The sequence below is a fragment of the Providencia stuartii genome (genome assembly GCF_029277985.1).
Lineage (GTDB): Bacteria > Pseudomonadota > Gammaproteobacteria > Enterobacterales > Enterobacteriaceae > Providencia > Providencia zhejiangensis.
The window spans coordinates 1,153,377-1,172,672 of the sequence record NZ_CP119546.1 but is presented as its reverse complement, the minus strand read 5'-3'; the positions used below and the strand labels follow the sequence as shown (position 1 = coordinate 1,172,672).

Annotated in this window: 16 protein-coding genes; 9 read left to right on the top strand and 7 right to left on the bottom strand. The window is 39.3% G+C overall.

Translation table 11 applies throughout. The features are described 5' to 3' along the window. Nucleotides 1-226: 226 nt before the first annotated feature. The 6 genes from P2E05_RS05020 to P2E05_RS04995 all read right to left on the bottom strand — a co-directional run bounded on the left by P2E05_RS05020 (nt 227) and on the right by P2E05_RS04995 (nt 7,191). The gene (locus P2E05_RS05020; RefSeq protein ID WP_276123035.1) at nt 227-1,297 is read right to left on the bottom strand and encodes a T6SS immunity protein Tli4 family protein; all 1,071 of its coding nucleotides are present in this window, start codon (nt 1,295-1,297) and stop codon (nt 227-229) included. Beyond that, nucleotides 1,291-2,049, bottom strand: a complete 759-nt coding sequence (locus P2E05_RS05015; RefSeq protein ID WP_276123034.1) for an acetyltransferase — start codon at nt 2,047-2,049, stop codon at nt 1,291-1,293. Before P2E05_RS05015 ends, P2E05_RS05020 begins: the two co-directional genes overlap by 7 nt. A 265-nt stretch (nt 2,050-2,314) precedes the next feature. Beyond that, nucleotides 2,315-3,385 carry a T6SS immunity protein Tli4 family protein gene (locus P2E05_RS05010; RefSeq protein ID WP_276123033.1) on the bottom strand — a complete coding sequence of 357 codons (1,071 nt, stop codon included), beginning with the start codon at nt 3,383-3,385 and terminating at the stop codon, nt 2,315-2,317. After that, the gene (locus tag P2E05_RS05005; RefSeq protein WP_276123032.1) at nt 3,379-4,137 is read right to left on the bottom strand and encodes an acetyltransferase; all 759 of its coding nucleotides are present in this window, start codon (nt 4,135-4,137) and stop codon (nt 3,379-3,381) included. Before P2E05_RS05005 ends, P2E05_RS05010 begins: the two co-directional genes overlap by 7 nt. A 265-nt stretch (nt 4,138-4,402) precedes the next feature. After that, nucleotides 4,403-5,473, bottom strand: a complete 1,071-nt coding sequence (locus tag P2E05_RS05000; protein ID WP_250000095.1) for a T6SS immunity protein Tli4 family protein — start codon at nt 5,471-5,473, stop codon at nt 4,403-4,405. Beyond that, a complete protein-coding gene (locus tag P2E05_RS04995; protein ID WP_276123031.1) occupies nt 5,467-7,191 on the bottom strand; it encodes a lipase family alpha/beta hydrolase in 1,725 nt (574 codons plus the stop codon). Before P2E05_RS04995 ends, P2E05_RS05000 begins: the two co-directional genes overlap by 7 nt. Before the next feature lie 254 nt (nt 7,192-7,445). Between P2E05_RS04995 and P2E05_RS04990 the strand changes: the two genes are divergently transcribed. The 7 genes from P2E05_RS04990 (at nt 7,446) to P2E05_RS04960 (ending at nt 13,957) form a co-directional block, all read left to right on the top strand. Beyond that, nucleotides 7,446-7,676, top strand: a complete 231-nt coding sequence (locus P2E05_RS04990) for a hypothetical protein (protein ID WP_272658080.1) — start codon at nt 7,446-7,448, stop codon at nt 7,674-7,676. Nucleotides 7,677-8,458: 782 nt separating this feature from the next. Next, a complete protein-coding gene (locus tag P2E05_RS04985; protein ID WP_272658079.1) occupies nt 8,459-9,208 on the top strand; it encodes an SDR family oxidoreductase in 750 nt (249 codons plus the stop codon). A gap of 98 nt (nt 9,209-9,306) precedes the next feature. Beyond that, nucleotides 9,307-9,471: a replication initiation protein gene (locus tag P2E05_RS21620; RefSeq protein WP_250000086.1), complete on the top strand. Its 165-nt coding sequence runs from the start codon at nt 9,307-9,309 to the stop codon at nt 9,469-9,471. A gap of 530 nt (nt 9,472-10,001) precedes the next feature. Next, nucleotides 10,002-11,207 (top strand): sodium/glutamate symporter, encoded by a 1,206-nt coding sequence (gene gltS / locus P2E05_RS04975; protein WP_272658078.1) that lies wholly within the window; start codon nt 10,002-10,004, stop codon nt 11,205-11,207. Nucleotides 11,208-11,395: 188 nt separating this feature from the next. After that, nucleotides 11,396-12,301: a LysR family transcriptional regulator gene (locus P2E05_RS04970; protein WP_154623289.1), complete on the top strand. Its 906-nt coding sequence runs from the start codon at nt 11,396-11,398 to the stop codon at nt 12,299-12,301. Nucleotides 12,302-12,357: 56 nt separating this feature from the next. Beyond that, a complete protein-coding gene (locus P2E05_RS04965; protein WP_272658077.1) occupies nt 12,358-13,599 on the top strand; it encodes a D-amino acid dehydrogenase in 1,242 nt (413 codons plus the stop codon). Nucleotides 13,600-13,606: 7 nt separating this feature from the next. Then, nucleotides 13,607-13,957 carry a RidA family protein gene (locus P2E05_RS04960; protein WP_154623291.1) on the top strand — a complete coding sequence of 117 codons (351 nt, stop codon included), beginning with the start codon at nt 13,607-13,609 and terminating at the stop codon, nt 13,955-13,957. A 180-nt stretch (nt 13,958-14,137) separates the two neighbouring features. Here the strand turns inward: P2E05_RS04960 and P2E05_RS04955 are convergent, their stop codons facing one another. Further along, nucleotides 14,138-14,407: a DUF1471 domain-containing protein gene (locus P2E05_RS04955; RefSeq protein WP_154635558.1), complete on the bottom strand. Its 270-nt coding sequence runs from the start codon at nt 14,405-14,407 to the stop codon at nt 14,138-14,140. A 278-nt stretch (nt 14,408-14,685) separates the two neighbouring features. Here P2E05_RS04955 and P2E05_RS04950 point away from each other — a divergent pair, with 278 nt between their 5' ends. Beyond that, entirely contained in the window at nt 14,686-16,341 is a 1,656-nt protein-coding gene (locus tag P2E05_RS04950; protein ID WP_272658076.1) for an alpha-keto acid decarboxylase family protein, read from the top strand. A gap of 389 nt (nt 16,342-16,730) precedes the next feature. Further along, nucleotides 16,731-19,295 (top strand): DNA mismatch repair protein MutS, encoded by a 2,565-nt coding sequence (gene mutS, locus P2E05_RS04945; protein ID WP_154622358.1) that lies wholly within the window; start codon nt 16,731-16,733, stop codon nt 19,293-19,295. The last annotated feature ends 1 nt before the right edge of the window (nt 19,296 follow it).

Genomic DNA, 19,296 nt, shown 5'->3' with positions numbered 1-19,296 from the left:
GAGAAATCTAGCTTAAGGTTCCACCTGAAATGTCCAATTTTTCGGCACCGATAAGATCCATTATGTCAAACAGGTGATTTTGAATGTCCTTATCGCGGCAAAAGGTTTACTCCTTTATGCCGCAAAAAGAGACATTACTCAATTGGAGCTACAGTAGTAGGGCATGCAAGCATATTTGTGTTAAATATGAGCGATAACGAGACAATCATTGCCGCACAGAAAAACATTAAAACGCGTTCGGTTTATAACGTAGAGAGCCTATAATCCGATCCCAGATTTCGACCATTTGAGCTTCACTATAGCGAGTTTGTTTTCGTTTACTATTTAATCCTATTGTTGCTAATAGCTTTGATGTTGAGGCAACAGATTCATTAGCATAGAGTATGAAGTCATAGACCTGTCGCGTTTTCTGTTCATAATTTTGAGTGCCATCAAAAAGCCATGCTTCAAATGGAATACCATTTACCATAGACGCATATTTTTTTAAGGTTTTCATGCTTGACGCTTTCAATGCGTCATTAATTGCATCACTTCGACCAAAAAGAGTGTCACTATTATCAATCATCGTATTGTTAGCATTGATTCCAAAGAGTAAATCGTCGTTTTCATAACTAAATCCGACCTCTATTTTATGTTGACCTCCATCATCCGCAATAAAGCCATTAGGAATACACCACCCTTTATCGGTTGGAATATCATGATCTAACCAACCGCTTAATCGCGAAATCAACGAACGCATTGCCGCTAATTTAGTCGGTTTGTCATTCATTTCAGCTTCTGTAAACCCTGCATTAATATATATTTTCTTCCTTTCTGTATATTTATCCGATGAAAGGTCAAGTATTTCAGTTGTAATAATAAAAGCGATATGATTGAGGTACACATGGGCTTCTAATACCCGACCTAAATCATCTTGTCCTGGTATATTTCTATCAAAGATGACCCCTTGATTATCGGGAAGCTGAATAACTTCTTTCAACGCAGGGGCATTTTTCTGACTGGTTTTTTGATTCCTAAGCGCTTCTTCACGTAATGCAATACGTTGCTTGAATGCCGGCGGGTAAATAAATTGGCTTTCGATATCAAAATCATCGTACTTAGCTTTATGTGTCCCGTTATTAAACGATTCGGGGACATCCACCACATAAATTCCCGCACATTGCGGTTTTATTTCCGAAAATAACGGTTCAACCATAACAGCGTCCTTTTTAACAATGGGATTTGCATACAACGTTGGAATAAAAAACACCACGCCTAAAGAAAAGCAGATTGCGCGCAACGCGGTCTTCATCAACATGCAGGCACCTCTTGAACCATTTTAGCGATAGCACGCAGGGTAAATTTTAACGCAGGGCGTTGATGAATATCGTCAAGGTTTTTGACTTCATAAGCCCCTTGATGGTCAACATTCGTGGCTAACACACTTTTAATGGACTGCCCGTTTTGTCGCTGGATTGTTTTCAAGGATTCCACAGGAACCGTACCATCCCCCGCAGAATTTGAGGCTTTTAATTCATAAAGACGGGAGCGGTTAAACGGCAAAGGCACTTCACGGTAGTTATTGGGAATTTTTTTATCGCTGTCATGCATATCTTTCGGGTACGTAATTGACGTGATATGCCACTTGACGGAGCCATCGGAAGGCTTTGTATGCCCATAAAACGCATAGGTGTTGGGGTGATAACCAGCAACATTTAATGATGAAATAAACTTTCTTACTGGTTTCTCCATTAAATTAAAATAAGCCAACCAATTTTCCCGACTAATGGACTCCTCTTTATCAATGATGTCAGACTCATACAACCGCCACCATAAGGTTTTATTCAGGTAAATTTCCCCAAACGGGTCGCCTTTTTGGGGCAAGGCTAAATCACTGCCATCAGCATTCCCTTTTTCAACACTAAACCACGCCATTCCATGGGCATTACTGGTATAGTTTGGTGCGGGTAATAGCTGTAAAGGTGCAGGTTTTTCCCTTTTCATTCCATTTAGAGGGTAATAGGAAACGTATTGGTATTCGTCGGCTTCTGGGGTATCTTTCTCTGACATGACGCTAATCCTCTCGAATTTTCCTTAATAAAAAAGATAGAGAAATCTAGCTTAAGGTTCCACCTGAGATGTCCAATTTTTCGGCACCGATAAGATCCATTATGTCAAACAGGTGATTTTGAATGTCCTTATCGCGGCAAAAGGTTTACTCCTTTATGCCGCAAAAAGAGACATTACTCAATTGGAGCTACAGTAGTAGGGCATGCAAGCATATTTGTGTTAAATATGAGCGATAACGAGACAATCATTGCCGCACAGAAAAACATTAAAACGCGTTCGGTTTATAACGTAGAGAGCCTATAATCCGATCCCAGATTTCGACCATTTGAGCTTCACTATAGCGAGTTTGTTTTCGTTTACTATTTAATCCTATTGTTGCTAATAGCTTTGATGTTGAGGCAACAGATTCATTAGCATAGAGTATGAAGTCATAGACCTGTCGCGTTTTCTGTTCATAATTTTGAGTGCCATCAAAAAGCCATGCTTCAAATGGAATACCATTTACCATAGACGCATATTTTTTTAAGGTTTTCATGCTTGACGCTTTCAATGCGTCATTAATTGCATCACTTCGACCAAAAAGAGTGTCACTATTATCAATCATCGTATTGTTAGCATTGATTCCAAAGAGTAAATCGTCGTTTTCATAACTAAATCCGACCTCTATTTTATGTTGACCTCCATCATCCGCAATAAATCCATTAGGAATACACCACCCTTTATCGGTTGGAATATCATGATCTAACCGCCCGCTTAATCGCGAAATCAACGAACGCATTGACGCTAATTTAGAGGGTTTGTCATTCAATTTAAACTCAGCAAATCCATAGCTTAAATAATCATCTCTATCTTTGGCATATTTAGGGGCGGATAAATCAAGAATATCGATAGTTATAATAAAGGCTATATGGTTGATATACACATGAGCCTCTAATGTTCGGTAAGAATCATCTGTTCCACTTTGATTTTTATCAAAGATTACCCCTTGATTGTCGGGAAGCTGAATAACTTCTTTCAATGCTGGAGCATTTTTCTGACTGGTTTTTTGATTCCTAAGCGCTTCTTCACGTAATGCAATACGTTGCTTGAATGCAGGCGGGTAAATAAATTGGCTTTCAATATCAAAATCATCGTACTTAGCTTTATGTGTCCCGTTATTAAACGATTCGGGGACATCCACCACATAAATTCCCGCACATTGCGGTTTTGTTTTCGAAAATAACGGTTCAACCATAACAGCGTCCTTTTTAACAATGGGATTTGCATACAACGTTGGAATAAAAAACACCACGCCTAAAGAAAAGCTGATTGCGCGCAACGCGGTCTTCATCAACATGCAGGCACCTCTTGAACCATTTTAGCGATAGCACGCAGGGTAAATTTTAACGCAGGGCGTTGATGAATATCGTCAAGGTTTTTGACTTCATAAGCCCCTTGATGGTCGACATCCGTTGCCAACACGCTTTTAATCAACTGCCCATTTTGACGCTGGATTGTTTTCAAGGATTCCACAGGAACCGTACCATCCCCCGCAGAATTTGAGGCTTTTAACTCATAAAAACGGGAGCGGTTAAACGGCAAAGGCACTTCACGGTAGTTATTGGGGATTGTTTTATCGCTGTCATGCATATCTTTCGGGTACGTAATTGACGTGATATGCCACTTGACGGAGCCATCGGAAGGCTTTGTATGCCCATAAAACGCATAGGTATTAGGATGATAACCAGCAACATTTAATGATGAAATAAAACTTCGGACTTTTTTCCTCATTAAAATAACATACTCTTCCCAATTATTTTGGCTAACCGCTTCCTCTTTATCAATGATGTCAGACTCATACAACCGCCACCATAAGGTTTTATTCAGATAAATCTCCCCAAACGGGTCGCCTTTTTGGGGTAAGACTAAATCACTGCCATCAGCATTCCCTTTTTCAATACTAAACCACGCCATTCCATGGGCATTACTGGTATAGTTTGGCGCAGGTAATAACTGTAAAGGCGCAGGTTTTTCCCTTTTCATTCCATTTAGAGGGTAATAGGAAACGTGTTGGTATTCGTCGGCTTCTGGGGTATCTTTCTCTGACATGACGCTAATCCTCTCGAATTTTCCTTAATAAAAAAGATAGCGAAATCTAGCTTAAGGTTCCACCTGAGATGTCCAATTTTTCGGCACCGATAAGATCTATTATGTCAAACAGGTGATTTTGAATGTCCTTATCGCGGCAAAAGGTTTACTCCTTTATGCCGCAAAAAGTGACATTACTCAATTGGAGCTACAGTAGTAGGGCATGCAAGCATATTTATGTTAAATATGAGCGATAACGAGACAATCATTGCCGCACAGAAAAACATTAAAACGCGTTCGGTTTATAACGTAGAGAACCTATAATCCGATCCCAAATTTCGACCATTTGAGCTTCGCTATAGCGCGTCTGTAAATATTGACTATCAATTTCAAGCTTCACTATAGGTTTGATTTTACTTGCAATCATTTCATTTCCAATGAGAAAAAAATCATAAACTTGTAAGTTATTTTTTTCATACGGCTGAACACCTTTAAAAAATAAAGCTTCCGTTTGAATACCATTAATATTTAAAGCTTCTTTTTTTAATATTTTCATATGAAAATTTTTTACTTCATCATTAATAGCAGCACTACGCTTAAATAATGAGTCACCATTAGCCATAAAAGTATTATATGTATTTATATCGAATTGAAAATCATCGTTTTTATAACTGAATCCGACAACAATATCATGCTCTCTACCATCATCCGCAATAAATCCATTAGGAATACACCACCCTTTATCGGTTGGAATATCATGATCTAACCGCCCGCTTAATCGCGAAATCAACGAACGCATTGCCGCTAATTTAGAGGGTTTGTCATTCAATTTAAACTCAGCAAATCCATAACTTAAATAATCATCTCTATCTTTAGCATATTTAGGGGCGGACAAATCAAGAATATCGATAGTTATAATAAAGGCTATATGGTTGATATACACATGAGCCTCTAATGTTCGGTAAGAATCATCTGTTCCACTTTGATTTTTATCAAAGATTACCCCTTGATTGTCGGGAAGCTGAATAACTTCTTTCAACGCAGGGGCATTTTTCTGACTGGTTTTTTGATTCCTAAGCGCTTCTTCACGCAATGCAATACGCTGTTTAAATGCAGGCGGGTAAATAAATTGGCTTTCAATATCAAAATCATCATACGTGGCTTTATGCGTGCCATTATTAAAAGACTCAGGAACATCCACCACATAAATTCCCGCACATTGCGGTTTTGTTTTCGAAAATAATGGTTCAACCATAACAGCGTCCTTTTTAACAATGGGATTTGCATACAACGTTGGAATAAAAAAAACCACGCCTAAAGAAAAGCTGATTGCGCGTAACGCGGTCTTCATCAACATGCAGGCACCTCTTGAACCATTTTAGCGATAGCACGCAGGGTAAATTGCAATGCAGGGCGTTGATGAATATCGTCAAGGTTTTTGACTTCATAAGCCCCTTGATGGTCAACATTCGTGGCTAACACACTTTTAATCAACTGCCCGTTTTGTCGCTGGATTGTTTTCAAGGATTCCACAGGAACCGTACCATCCCCCGCAGAATTTGAGGCTTTTAATTCATAAAGACGGGAGCGGTTAAACGGTAAAGGCACTTCACGGTAGTTATTGGGAATTTTTTTATCGCTGTCATGCATATCTTTCGGGTACGTGATTGACGTGATATGCCACTTGACGGAGCCATCGGAAGGCTTTGTATACCCATAAAATGCATAGGTATTAGGATGATAACCAGCAACATTTAATGATGAAATAAAACTTCGGACTTTTTTCCTCATTAAAATAACATACTCTTCCCAATTATTTTGGCTAACCGCTTCCTCTTTATCAAGGATATCGGACTCATACAACCGCCACCATAAGGTTTTATTCAGATAAATCTCCCCAAACGGGTCGCCTTTTTGGGGCAAGGCTAAATCACTCCCATCAGCATTCCCTTTTTCAACACTGAACCCCCCCATTCCATGGGCATTACTGGTATAGTTTGGCGCAGGTAATAACTGTAAAGGCGCAGGGGCGCGGGCTAATACCGGCATCAATTCTTCGGCAGACTTGCCCATGACAATGCCCGCCAATCCTTCTTGTTTTCCACCCACTTTCATCCGGCGATAGGCGGCAGGTGACCCCAAATCCGGAATGACGCCATGAACAACGCCTAACACCTTATCCTGACACCCTTTAAATTCGGCATCGTCTGGCGGATTCATGGCATAACGAGCCACTAATCCTCCCATGGAATGAGTGACTAAAATCACTTTTTCAATCGCAAGACCATGTCCGTGTCCATCTTGGCTTTGGTAATATCGGAGGGTTTTATCTATATACTCCACCAACTTGGCAGCAGAGACGGCATTATCTTCCAACCAGTTATACCCAAACACATGCAAAGGATAGAGAAAATTCAAAAAATGACTAGCTTCTTCTTCAGTCAGACAATCTTCGTTTTCATCTTCGGTGCCTAACACAGTATTGCATAACTGACGCACAATGCCATTCTCTTTCGGATTGTCGCTGAACTCCGTTTTTCCATCAGCACGCCGTCTGGCGGCTTTTTGCCAATCATCTAACAACGCGCCTTGAAGCACACTCAATGTATTCCCATAACTAAAATTAAGAATTTCGCCCCAACCCCGCTCTTTTCGTGGTTGAAGTAAGGTTCCATAATCTCCTTGACCATCATCCGTAATTAACGAATATACTTTTGAATTAATAACCCCACCGTTATCGACCGTTGTGGTTTTAGGGTTCAATAACTCTCGCCTCTTCACTCCTTTCAAGTTAGCCCAGTCTAAATAGACTTCAATATCGTTATCCCCTCGCCAAATCTGTTCTCCCGCTTTAATTTCACCACCGGATGACTTCAAATTACTGCCCATCACCCCAGGCAAAAAAATGACTGGGATAATTTTAGTTGGAGGCACAATGCATTTGGCTTCTGGATTAAGGGATTGGTGTTGAAGCCCAACCCCTTTCCAATGGCATTTTCCTTTTTCATCCCATTGAGGGTGGTAATAGGAAACGTGCAGGCATTCGCTCATATCTGGGGTATCTTTCTCTGACATGACGCTAATCCTTTTGACAAATCATTAAGAAAAATAGAATAGCGTAATTTAGCTTAAGGCTCCACCTGAAATGTCCAATTTTTCGGCACCGATAAGATCCATTATGTCAAACAGGTGAGTTAGCGACTAAAAACAACCCGCCCACTCTCATAAATGCCTATCAAAAAACAATCATATTTTTAATGATAAGTTCTATCCATTTAGCGTTAGGTAGTGGCAATATCATTTTAAAAACGGATAGAAGGTCATAATTGGTGAAAATATATAACCCACCACATGCAGGTAAATTAATCATAGAAATATTGAATAAACTGAACCTAAGTACTACAGCTTTAGCTGAAAAACCGGGAATGACTTCATCTAAGAATCAAAAAAATACTTATATTAATCATGATATTATACCATTAGCCACCGAAGATTCATCAATAACTCTCGGAGATATTTCAACATTTTGGTTAAATACTCAAAAATATTATTCTGAATAAAAATCGGTGCATTGATGCGCCATTGGCGCATCATTCTGAATCGTCAATATTGCAGCAATCAGTGGACGGCTTATCGGCATTATTTTTGACCTGAGTTCGCAAAAAATCACCTTTCTGCTCACTACTCTCTTCTACATCCCTTTTCTGCTTTTTGCACTGTTAAGCATTCATGCAAGAAAAACGCTGAGCACTGTAATGTAAAAAACTATCTGATGAAGATCTGGGAGCCCAGCAGGTGGCTTGCATCATCTTGAAAGATAAGGTTTATATCATAGTGCTAATTTGCAATGTCCCCTGTTAGCTGATTTACACACAAATAGAGTCATTCATACCGCAATATTTATTGTCTCTAGATACTGGCATGCGGCAGATTTGGTGACTGTTATTTTAGTCACAGACGCTATTACTATACTGATATCGCAGTTTTATCTGGTACCGTTGTTAGCGAAAGTACAACCTGATCAACGAATTACAATTAGAGCGTTGATTTTTGCAGTCTCCTAGATACTGTTTGGGTTCAACGACGCGACAATTCCACTCTGGTAAGGGAGGCTCAGTGACCTTTAGCATTGCGGAGACGATTCTGTTACCTAATATGAGTATTCTGCTCGATCGTTAAAAATAGTAGTGCTTGGACTCTCATTAGAAGCATTTGTTAGTGGCTTATTGCTCGAATTATGGGAAAAGGTAGTTTTTTCGTCATGTCGCTATTTAGCCTGTACATTGTGGCCTTAATGATGACAAATAAGAAAAAAATAAGATTAAAATTAGGTGAATAAAACATGAAAAATAATATTACTTTGATAACTGGCGGCGATCGTGGCATAGGTCGAGCAACAGCAATATATTTAGCAAGCAAAGGCCATAAAGTTTGTATCGGATACCGCGTCCGCAAAGACTGTGCTCATGAAGTTTTAGAAATCATTCGCCATTCAGGAGGTACCGCTATCGCAGTACAGGCTGATATCTCTCAAGAAGAACAAGTTATGATGTTGTTTCAGCAGATCGATAAAGAATTAGGTCCCATTTCAGGGTTAGTTAACAACGCTGGAATAATAATGCCTCAAGCATCAATAGAGCAGTTAGATGCACAGCGTTTAGCCCGAATGTTTGCAACTAATGTCAGTGGTAGTTTTATCTGTGCGCGTGAAGCAGTGAAACGTATGGCGTTTGTTCATGGTGGCCAAGGTGGCGCTATTGTTAATGTTTCTTCTGCCGCATCTCGCCTTGGCTCTCCACATGAATATGTGGACTATGCAGCATCAAAAGGTGCCATCGATACAATGACTATTGGTCTATCTATCGAAGTCGCCGGACAGGGTATTCGCGTCAATGCCGTTCGTCCTGGATTTATTTATACTGACATGCATGCCGATGGTGGTGAGGCAGCCCGAGTCAATCGGATTAAAGATAGTCTACCGATGAAGCGCGGAGGAAAACCAGAAGAGGTTGCCCAAGCTATCGCATGGTTATTATCTGATGAGGCATCTTATGTGACGGGAAGCTTTATCGATTTGGCTGGTGGAAAATAAAAATCAAACAATCCATAGGAAAATATAAAAAGTCCAGTTGAAAAACGCAAAACCTTTACTATTAGTACAGCGAGTTATAAACCTGCATCGAGGTTACTATGTCTAAATTAGTGGTTTTCGCAGCGAATGAACTAACAGTAAGTCGTTACGATCTAACAGAGCATGAAACAAAATTGATTTTGTGTGGTGTGGCGTTACTTAATCCGACAATTGATGCCCCTACTGTACAGTTACACTCGCCTATCAGCAATACGCGCAAATGATTAAATTATCGAACAATAACGTTTATCAGAGATTAAAAAAAACAGAACTAGGAAATTGATGACTCACTTCAAATATTACAGCTATCATATTTTTCTCCGTTGTTTATCTACGAACAGAGTAGTTCAGCCAAAAATAAACGCTTCGATAAGCAACGAAATAAAGGAAAACAACAAGACTGTTTTATGTCACACATCACACTTCTTTAAATTACTCAATATCTTCTTATTACAGCCAACCCACCGTATAAAATTGATGATTATTTATACTTTTTTTATTTTTCAATTTATACAGTATTATGTCAAAACCGCATGCGATTAGGCCTATCACGAAATATACCCCATTCCATTTGCCTTAATCTTTTCATATTTACTGTGTGAAATAACCTCTAAATTATCTCTCTATTAACTAAAAGTTATGGATACCCAAACAAAACTCATTGTTAAATATTAGTTAACCAAAGTAATTTAATTTTTCACTAATGTTAAATTGTTATAGTGAAAAATCTGGTAAACTAATAGAGGTAAAAATAATGATCCTAGATGCCAGTTATACATTATTAGTCGCATGTATCGCGCTATTGATTGGGATGTTTGTTGTCAAATTTACCCCATTCCTACAAAAAAACCATATTCCCGAAGCGGTTGTGGGAGGTTTTATTGTTGCTATTATTCTGTTAATCGTTGATAAAACGTCAGGATACACTTTCACTTTTGACTCATCATTACAGAGTTTATTGATGATCGCCTTTTTCTCGTCTATCGGCTTAAGCTCCGACTTTTCTCGGCTGATTAAAGGCGGAAAACCCTTGGTACTACTCACTATTGCTGTAACAATCCTCATTGCTATACAAAATACCGTTGGTATGGGTATGGCTGTTATGATGAATGAAAATCCATTTATTGGGTTAATTGCGGGTTCAATTACTTTGACTGGTGGTCATGGTAACGCAGGTGCTTGGGGACCAATTCTAGCGGATAAGTATGGTGTTACGGGCGCGGTAGAACTCGCTATGGCATGCGCAACACTTGGATTAGTTCTCGGTGGACTTGTTGGGGGGCCAGTTGCACGCCACTTATTGAAAAAAGTGACAATCCCTAAGGCAACAGAGCAAGAACGTGACACTATCGTTGAGGCTTTTGAGCAACCCAGTGTCCAGAGAAAAATTAACGCCAATAATGTCATTGAAACAATTTCAATGCTGATTATCTGTATCGTCGTTGGTGGTTATATTAGTGCGTTATTTAAAGATACTATCCTACAATTACCGACCTTTGTATGGTGCTTATTCGTAGGTATTATTATCCGTAATATCCTGGCTCATGTATTTAAACATGAAGTATTTGAACCTACTGTCGATGTATTAGGTAGCGTTTCCTTATCACTGTTCTTAGCAATGGCATTAATGTCATTAAAATTTGGACAGTTAGCAAGTATGGCTGGACCTGTATTAATCATCATCGCTGTGCAAACTGTTGTCATGGTATTATTTGCCTGCTTTGTTACCTTCAAAATGATGGGTAAAGATTATGATGCCGCCGTTATTAGTGCTGGTCATTGTGGTTTTGGAATGGGTGCTACGCCAACCGCCATTGCAAATATGCAAACGGTGACAAAAGCATTTGGTCCTTCACATAAAGCCTTTCTCGTTGTTCCTATGGTAGGTGCATTTATTGTGGATATTTCAAACAGTATTTTGATCAAAATATTTATTGAGATCGGTACTTACTTCACTTAATAATTCGCTTCTCTTTGGTGAGCTTCCCATAGTAAAAAATAGATGAGGAAGTTCACCACTTCGCTTTTTCCTCGCTATAAATTGCACTTATTACCGACAATTCAATAATTCATTGACTCAGTTATCTGATTATTTTTTATTTATCCGTTAGAATGCCTACAAAATGAATAGTAGGTAGGCTACATAGAATGAAATTAAGACATCTTGATATCTTTTATGCTGTAATGACTTGTGGTTCTTTAACTCGTGCAGCGGAAGTTTTGCACATTTCACAGCCAGCTGCCAGTAAAGCGCTAAAACATGCAGAGCAACAATTAGGGTTAGTATTATTTCAACGAATTAGAGGTAAATTATTACCCACGGATGAAGCTTTACTGCTCTTTGATGAAGCAAAAGAAGTTTATCGAAATTTAGATCGCCTAAGAATATTAGCACAAAATTTATCCAAAAACCCTCAAGGGAAATTGGCGATAGGTTGTTTACCAAGCCTTGGTCTGAATTTAGTTCCTGAAGTGACAGCGCTGTTCATAAAAAAACATCCGAACATTAAATTGACAATTGGTACCCACCATACTGTCGATATTATGCAGTTATTAACTCAGCAAGACTTAGATATTGGTATTGGTTTCAATTTATCCATTGAAGGCGGTATTACGGTATTACCTATCGCCGAAATACCACTCGTTTATGTTGATCACCAACAGCACCAAGGGCCGATTTCATTAGCTGATATTGACCAAAATCGCTGGATCCATCCAGGTTCAGACTCTCTTGCTCAATTATTACAGCAATACCATGAATTTTCTGTTTCTAATATTAGCGTACATACTTATCACATGGCCGCTGAGTTTGTTCGTGCTGGATTAGGTTGCAGTATTACGGATATTTTCTCTGCTGAACACACATTACCAAAATCGATGATCCATCCATTGAAAGAGGATCTACATTTAGCCGTTTCAGTATTTCATCGTGCAGATAGGCCCTTGACCAAAGCCGCCCAAAATTATGTAAACACGTTGTCACTGACCCTAGAAAAAAGAAATAAAGTAGTTAACCAAAAGTTATACTCCTGCAATGAAAACTCAATTGTTTAGTTAACTTATTCGCCGTTAAATAATAACTCTCCTGTTATTATTGGTTGCGGATAATTATGAAAAAACATGTGGTGGTGATTGGTGCAGGTGTTATTGGTCTCAGTACCGCATATGCTTTAATAAAAGCGGGTCATGCCGTCACGTTATTAGAATCAGAATCTGATGTCGGCATGCAAACCAGTTTTGCCAATGGTGGGCAACTTAGCTATCGTTATGTTGCACCTTTAGCGGATGCAGGAGTGCCATTACAAGGTTTAAGTTGGATGGGAAAGGATGACTCCCCTTTAAATTTAAAAATTCAATTTTCCCTTCAACAATGGGCGTGGCTAACCCAATTTACCCTCGCTTGTAACCGAAAGACTAATAAAATTAATGGTGCTCACCAGCTTCGCTTATCATTACTCAGCCAAGAAATAATGAATAGTTGGCGAACCAATGGTGATATTGGTGATTTTGCTTGGGAAAAATCAGGGAAGTTAATTATTCACCGCGAACAAAAAAGCTTTAATAAAGCTTGTGAAAATATTGATAGCCAATTTCAAAAAGTATTAACTCCTGCTGAAATTACTGAATTAGAGCCTTCACTAAAGAATATCCAATCACAACTCAAGGGAGCAATTTATGCGCCTGATGATGAAAGTGCAGATTGCTACTTATTCTGTAAAAATTTACTGCAATTCTTATCAACTCAAGCTGATTTTAAACTCTGTTTACAACATGCTGTGTTTTCATTTATTAAAAATAAACAAAGAATCACAGGTGTTATAACTAATCAAGGCACTATTCTTGGTGATGATGTCATTGTTTGTGCAGGTAATGGAAGTAGAGAATTATTACGTCCACTAGGTATTCATGTACCTATGCTTGGTCTAAAGGGATATAGTCTTTCAATTCCCTACCCAGAAAAAGAACACATCGTACCAAAGATTAATGTTACTGATTACGGTAATAAAATTGTTTACGCAAAATTAAATCAACAGCTTCGTATCGCAGCAATGGTAGATATTGGCTATGATAAATTAGGGTTACGTGATAACCGTATTCTTGCGCTAAAAAATATTATAAGCAAAACCTTTCCTGAATTGACGCACCTCGATGATGCCGAAACATGGTGCGGATTGCGCCCATCGACCCCCAAAGGCCCCCCTATGTTAGGTAAAACTGAATACGATAATCTTTGGCTAAATATTGGCCATGGTAGTCTAGGCTTTACATTAGCAGCGGGAAGTGCAGAGATCCTTAATCAATTAATTTCAGGAAAAACTTCACCAATCTCTTTAACTGGATTAACAAGGTAATACAAATATGATAAAGCGTAATAATCCCAAACCACGTTTAGCAGATAGCGTTGAATATGCAGGTTTAGTTTATTTATCAGGGCAAGTTCCAACTGATTTATCTGGTGATATTACCTCTCAAACCCAAGAAGTTCTCGCAAAAATAGATGCTTTGCTAGCTGCGAGTCATAGTCATAAAACTCGAATCCTTTCTGCTCAAGTATGGATTAAGGATATGAAGCGTGACTTTGCTGCATTTAATACGGTTTGGGAATCTTGGATGCCAGCTGAGTATAGTCCTGCACGTGCGGCAGTGGAAGCGAATATGGCGAGAGAACAAGTGCTTGTGGAAATTATGGTTATCGCTGCGCAAAATTAATTTTTATTAACAGCAACTGTCCAATTTTACTCACCATTATTAATGAAAACGCCTTTTTATTCTAAAGGCGTTTTTTATTCTCTGAAAAATACGATATACAAAAGAGTTTCTATTCTATATATAGAACAACACCATACTATATAGTAAAAATATATTATTAGATGCGACTACTTATCATTTCTATTTTTTGTATAAGCTTGCTGTAACAGAGACATCATTACCGCTTCCTTCAGATTCAATGGAAGTGATAACAAAATACTCGGCCCCTTTCTCATCTGCCTTTTGAGAAATAGCTTTTACATAATCTGCCGATACACCATCGTTCATGACAACATTTACTGTGCCAGCAAATTTTAAATAAAGAGATTTAGTATAATTAATCTCCGTTGCACCAAAAGCGATTGGACTTAATAAGGCTAAAGATAAAAATAAAACCTTCAATCTATTCATCGTCAAGCCATCCTAAAAATTAATTGATTTATATTTTCTAGGACACTAATAAGTTACGTGTTTTTTGTCAATGACACACACCATCATATCTGTACGCTCCTTTCAAGAATAGAAATATTATTAGTACTTAACAAACAAAAGATTACCTCCTAATTTATATTTTACGCTTTATTATATTATTTCATTTATACAACGCGGATCACATCGAATAACTCATATTGAAACCGTCCACAAAAGACTGCTTATTAACCATTATTAAATAATTAATGGAGAGAAAAGTGAAAAAAACAGTTATACAGTATTTATTATCGCAGCTCTATGATTTAGGTATTAGTGACATTTTTGGTATTGCTGGAGATTATTCATTTCCAATTAATGATGCTGTCTGTGAGCATAACGAACTACGCTGGGTTGGTTGTTGTAATGAATTAAATGCTGCCTATGCCGCAGATGGTTATGCCCGAGTAAAAGGTATCGCTGCACTCTCAACAACATTTGGTGTTGGTGAATTAAGTGCGATTAATGCCATTGCAGGTTCTTATGCCGAATATTTGCCTATTTTTCATCTCGTGGGCATGCCTTCAAGTCGAATGTTACAAAGCCAAAAATTAATTCATCATTCACTCGGCCATAGTGACCATACTCTATTCTATAAAATGTATCAGCCATTGAGCTGTGCACAGGCAATTCTTACCCCTGAAAATTGTGTCGAGGAAGTAAAACGATTAATTACATGCGCTTTATCTGAGCGTAGGCCTGTTTATATTGGCATTCCAGCCGATTATGCACAAATGGCAATCCATACAGATATGCCATACCCACCAGCGATAAGTACCCCCAAAAGTCATCAGGAAAATTTGGCTGTCGTAATTACCGCTATCTTAAATAAGCTGACAAACAGTAAAAAAATAAGTGTACTCCCAGGGATTTTAATTGCGCGTTTAGGGCTCGAAAATGCCGTGTTATCCCTAATCACTAAATCCAATCTGCCTTATGCTTCTATGATTATGGATAAAGGAGTATTAAGTGAAACAACCCCCAATTATATGGGAGCCTACTATGGTAAATTAATGAATCAACATGTTTATGAATATGTTGAAAGTAGTGATTGCATTATGAGTATTGGCGTCATGATGACGGATATGAATACAGGCTGTTTTACCGCGGATATTCCCGTCGAAAACCATATCAGCATTATGCCAGATCATGTCAATATTGGTCCTAATCACTACCCTCACGTTTATATGAAAGATGTGCTTAACGCTTTGCAAGAACAAATCCCTGTTTTCCATCAAATGCCCCCTAGTGTTCAACCTTTAGGTGAGACCCCCGTCACCGATAATGAATTAATATCAGCTGAATACCTCTACTCTCGATTGGAAAAAATGTTTCAAGAGAACGATATTATTATTACTGATACAGGGACGTCATTAATGGGATTACTCTCTGCACAACTTCCGAAAAACGCTCAATTCTATAACCAAGCATTATGGGGGTCTATCGGATGGTCTACTGCCGCTGCATTTGGAGCTGCTTTAGCTGCACCGCATCGTCGGGTCGTATTAATCACAGGAGAAGGTGCACACCAATTAACCGCACAAGAAATCTGTCAGTTTGCCCGTTTTGGATTAAAACCCATCATCTTCATCATTAATAACGATGGATACCTCTTCGAGCGACTCATATGTAAAAATCCCGATGCTTATTTCAATGATATTGCTCAGTGGAATTATGCTCAATTACCTGCGGCACTCGGCTGCCATGGTTGGTATTGTCAAAAAGTCACTTGCTGTGATGAACTTGACTTAGCTATTACTCAAGCTGAATCACATGATAGTGCCTCATATATTGAAATCATTACGGGGAAATATGTCGCCCCAGAGCTTGCGCATAAATTGCGCTCTTCATTAGACTCGTTATATTCAGATGAATAAATTTCAACCACTGGTAACGGAAGATAAGCTCACGGGTAAAGTGGCTAATTTTTAAATACACTTAAACATAAAATTTAAGGCTATTACTGGTTAAAAACAGCCATTTTCTCCGAACATTCACGAGAGAGACAACGTACAATTTGAGGTAGAGTCATGCCAAATTGGCACAGACTCTTTTTCTCTTAGCCTAATTTCTGCGAATCTTTTCCTAAATTTTTACTCATATCCATGTTTGCGGATGAATTTCTAACAAGACGTTATACAATAGGCCAACGCTGAATCACTAATTGGGCTAACTCTGTGATACTGTAACAGTGATAAGTAAAATGCAATCAGGTAATAATACTCGTAAAACTCCATAAACTCATTAAGTAACAACAGATAATGCTATGACTGACAACCAAAATTTCGAATCCCATACACCAATGATGCAGCAGTATTTAAAACTAAAAGCACAACATCCCGATATACTGCTGTTCTATCGTATGGGAGATTTTTACGAGCTTTTCTTTGATGATGCCAAAAAGGCGTCTCAATTATTAGATATTTCGCTGACTAAGCGTGGGCAAACTGCGGGTCAGCCTATACCTATGGCGGGAGTTCCGCACCACGCCGCGGAAAACTATTTGGCAAAATTAGTGCAAATGGGTGAATCTGTTGCAATCTGTGAGCAAATAGGCGACCCAGCAACCAGTAAAGGGCCTGTTGAACGAAAAGTTGTACGTATTGTGACCCCAGGAACAATTACTGATGAAGCATTACTGAATGAGCGTCAGGACAATTTACTGGCTGCAATTTGGCAAGAGCCACAGGGTTATGGCTTTGCCACCTTAGATATTACTTCAGGCCGGTTTATGATCAGTGAGATCGATGATGAAGAGGCCTTACAAGCTGAATTACAACGCACTCGTCCTGCTGAGTTACTCTATCCTGAAGACTTTACCAGTATGACTCTGATTGAGAACTGTAAAGGGCTGCGTCGTCGTCCTTTATGGGAATTTGAATTAGAGACAGCGAAGCAGCAGTTAGGTCTACAATTCGGCACAAAAGACCTTATTGGTTTTGGTGTTGAAAATGCTTCCAGAGCGCTACGAGCAGCAGGCTGTCTTCTTCAATATGTTAAAGATACACAACGCACTGCACTGCCCCATATCCGTAGCATTATCATGGAAAGGCAATCCGATAGTGTTATTCTTGACGCGGCAACGCGCCGTAATCTCGAAATCACCCAAAATTTATCGGGTGGAACAGAAAATACATTAGCAGCCATTTTAGACCTATGTGTAACCCCAATGGGGAGTCGTATGCTAAAACGCTGGCTACATACACCGTTACGTCATATTCAAACCCTTAATAATCGTCAACAGGCTATCACGGCGCTACAACAGTGTGGCTTTGAGTTATTACAGCCCCTACTTCGCCAAATTGGTGATTTAGAGCGTGTACTCGCACGATTAGCATTACGTTCAGCTCGTCCCCGTGATTTAGCGCGTATGCGCCACGCTTTTGAGCAATACCACGAAATTCATCAAATTCTCAGCCAATCCAACAGCGAATATTTACAAAGCTTACAAAAACGTATTAATCAGTTTGATGAATTACAAGATCTGTTACAACGCGCTATTATTGATGCCCCCCCAGTGCTCGTACGTGACGGCGGTGTTATTGCCCCCGGCTATAACAGTGAGCTGGATGAGTGGAGAGCGCTTGCTGATGGAGCAACAGATTACCTTGATAGACTGGAAATTCGAGAGAAAGAAAAGCTCGGCATTGATACGCTAAAAGTTGGCTACAATGCGGTGCATGGATATTTTATTCAAGTTAGTCGAGGTCAGAGCCATTTAGTCCCTATTCATTATGTACGCCGCCAAACGCTGAAAAACGCTGAACGGTATATTATTCCCGAATTAAAAGAGTACGAAGACAAAGTACTAACATCGAAAAGCAAAGCATTAGCGATTGAAAAAGCGCTTTACGATGAGCTATTCGATATGCTTTTGCCCCATTTAGCCAATTTGCAAATCAGTGCGGAAGCACTAGCTGAACTAGATGTATTGAACAACTTAGCAGAACGAGCTGAAACGCTTGGCTACACTTGCCCACAACTGACAGATAAACCGGGCATTCATATTACTGAAGGTCGTCACCCTGTCGTAGAGCAAGTACTCAGCGAGCCATTTATCTCTAATCCGCTTTCGCTGTCTCCGCAACGCCGGCTCCTCATCATCACAGGGCCCAATATGGGGGGTAAAAGTACCTATATGCGCCAAACTGCGTTGATTACTTTGCTTGCTTATATTGGTAGCTTTGTTCCCGCGACTAAAGCCGTTATTGGCCCTGTAGACCGTATTTTTACGCGCGTTGGTGCTTCAGATGATTTAGCCTCTGGGCGTTCTACTTTTATGGTTGAAATGACCGAAACCGCTAATATTTTACATAATGCGACTGAACACAGTTTGGTCCTTATGGATGAGATTGGCCGTGGAACATCAACTTACGATGGTCTATCTCTAGCTTGGGCTTGTGCAGAAAATTTAGTCAATCGTATAAAATCGATGACCTTATTTGCAACCCATTATTTTGAATTAACAACACTACCTGAGAAATTAGAAGGTGCTGTTAATATCCATCTAGATGCGATGGAACATGGTGACACCATTGCCTTTATGCATAATGTTCAAGAAGGAGCGGCAAGCAAAAGTTATGGTCTCGCTGTTGCTTCTCTTGCGGGCGTGCCTAAAGAGGTCATTAAACGCGCGAAACAAAAACTTAAAGAGCTAGAGTTCATTTCCAATAATACCAATGCTAGCCATGTTGATAGCGCACAATTAAGCTTTTTAGCGCCTGAAGAACCGTCACCAGTTCTCAGTGCATTAGAGACTATCGACCCTGATAGATTAACACCGAAACAAGCATTAGATTGGTTATATCGTTTAAAGGAAATGGATAAGTAGT

Bases quoted from the DNA above. Each gene is read 5' to 3' on its own strand.
- gltS (WP_272658078.1), top strand. From the start codon at position 10,002: ATGATCCTAGATGCCAGTTATACATTATTAGTCGCATGTATCGCGCTA.
- P2E05_RS04985 (WP_272658079.1), top strand. From the start codon at position 8,459: ATGAAAAATAATATTACTTTGATAACTGGCGGCGATCGTGGCATAGGT.
- P2E05_RS04995 (WP_276123031.1), bottom strand. From the start codon at position 7,191: ATGTCAGAGAAAGATACCCCAGATATGAGCGAATGCCTGCACGTTTCC.
- P2E05_RS04955 (WP_154635558.1), bottom strand. From the start codon at position 14,407: ATGAATAGATTGAAGGTTTTATTTTTATCTTTAGCCTTATTAAGTCCA.
- P2E05_RS04965 (WP_272658077.1), top strand. From the start codon at position 12,358: ATGAAAAAACATGTGGTGGTGATTGGTGCAGGTGTTATTGGTCTCAGT.
- P2E05_RS04960 (WP_154623291.1), top strand. From the start codon at position 13,607: ATGATAAAGCGTAATAATCCCAAACCACGTTTAGCAGATAGCGTTGAA.
- P2E05_RS05020 (WP_276123035.1), bottom strand. From the start codon at position 1,297: ATGTTGATGAAGACCGCGTTGCGCGCAATCTGCTTTTCTTTAGGCGTG.
- P2E05_RS04970 (WP_154623289.1), top strand. From the start codon at position 11,396: ATGAAATTAAGACATCTTGATATCTTTTATGCTGTAATGACTTGTGGT.
- P2E05_RS05010 (WP_276123033.1), bottom strand. From the start codon at position 3,385: ATGTTGATGAAGACCGCGTTGCGCGCAATCAGCTTTTCTTTAGGCGTG.
- P2E05_RS21620 (WP_250000086.1), top strand. From the start codon at position 9,307: ATGTCTAAATTAGTGGTTTTCGCAGCGAATGAACTAACAGTAAGTCGT.
- P2E05_RS05000 (WP_250000095.1), bottom strand. From the start codon at position 5,473: ATGTTGATGAAGACCGCGTTACGCGCAATCAGCTTTTCTTTAGGCGTG.
- P2E05_RS05005 (WP_276123032.1), bottom strand. From the start codon at position 4,137: ATGTCAGAGAAAGATACCCCAGAAGCCGACGAATACCAACACGTTTCC.
- P2E05_RS05015 (WP_276123034.1), bottom strand. From the start codon at position 2,049: ATGTCAGAGAAAGATACCCCAGAAGCCGACGAATACCAATACGTTTCC.
- mutS (WP_154622358.1), top strand. From the start codon at position 16,731: ATGACTGACAACCAAAATTTCGAATCCCATACACCAATGATGCAGCAG.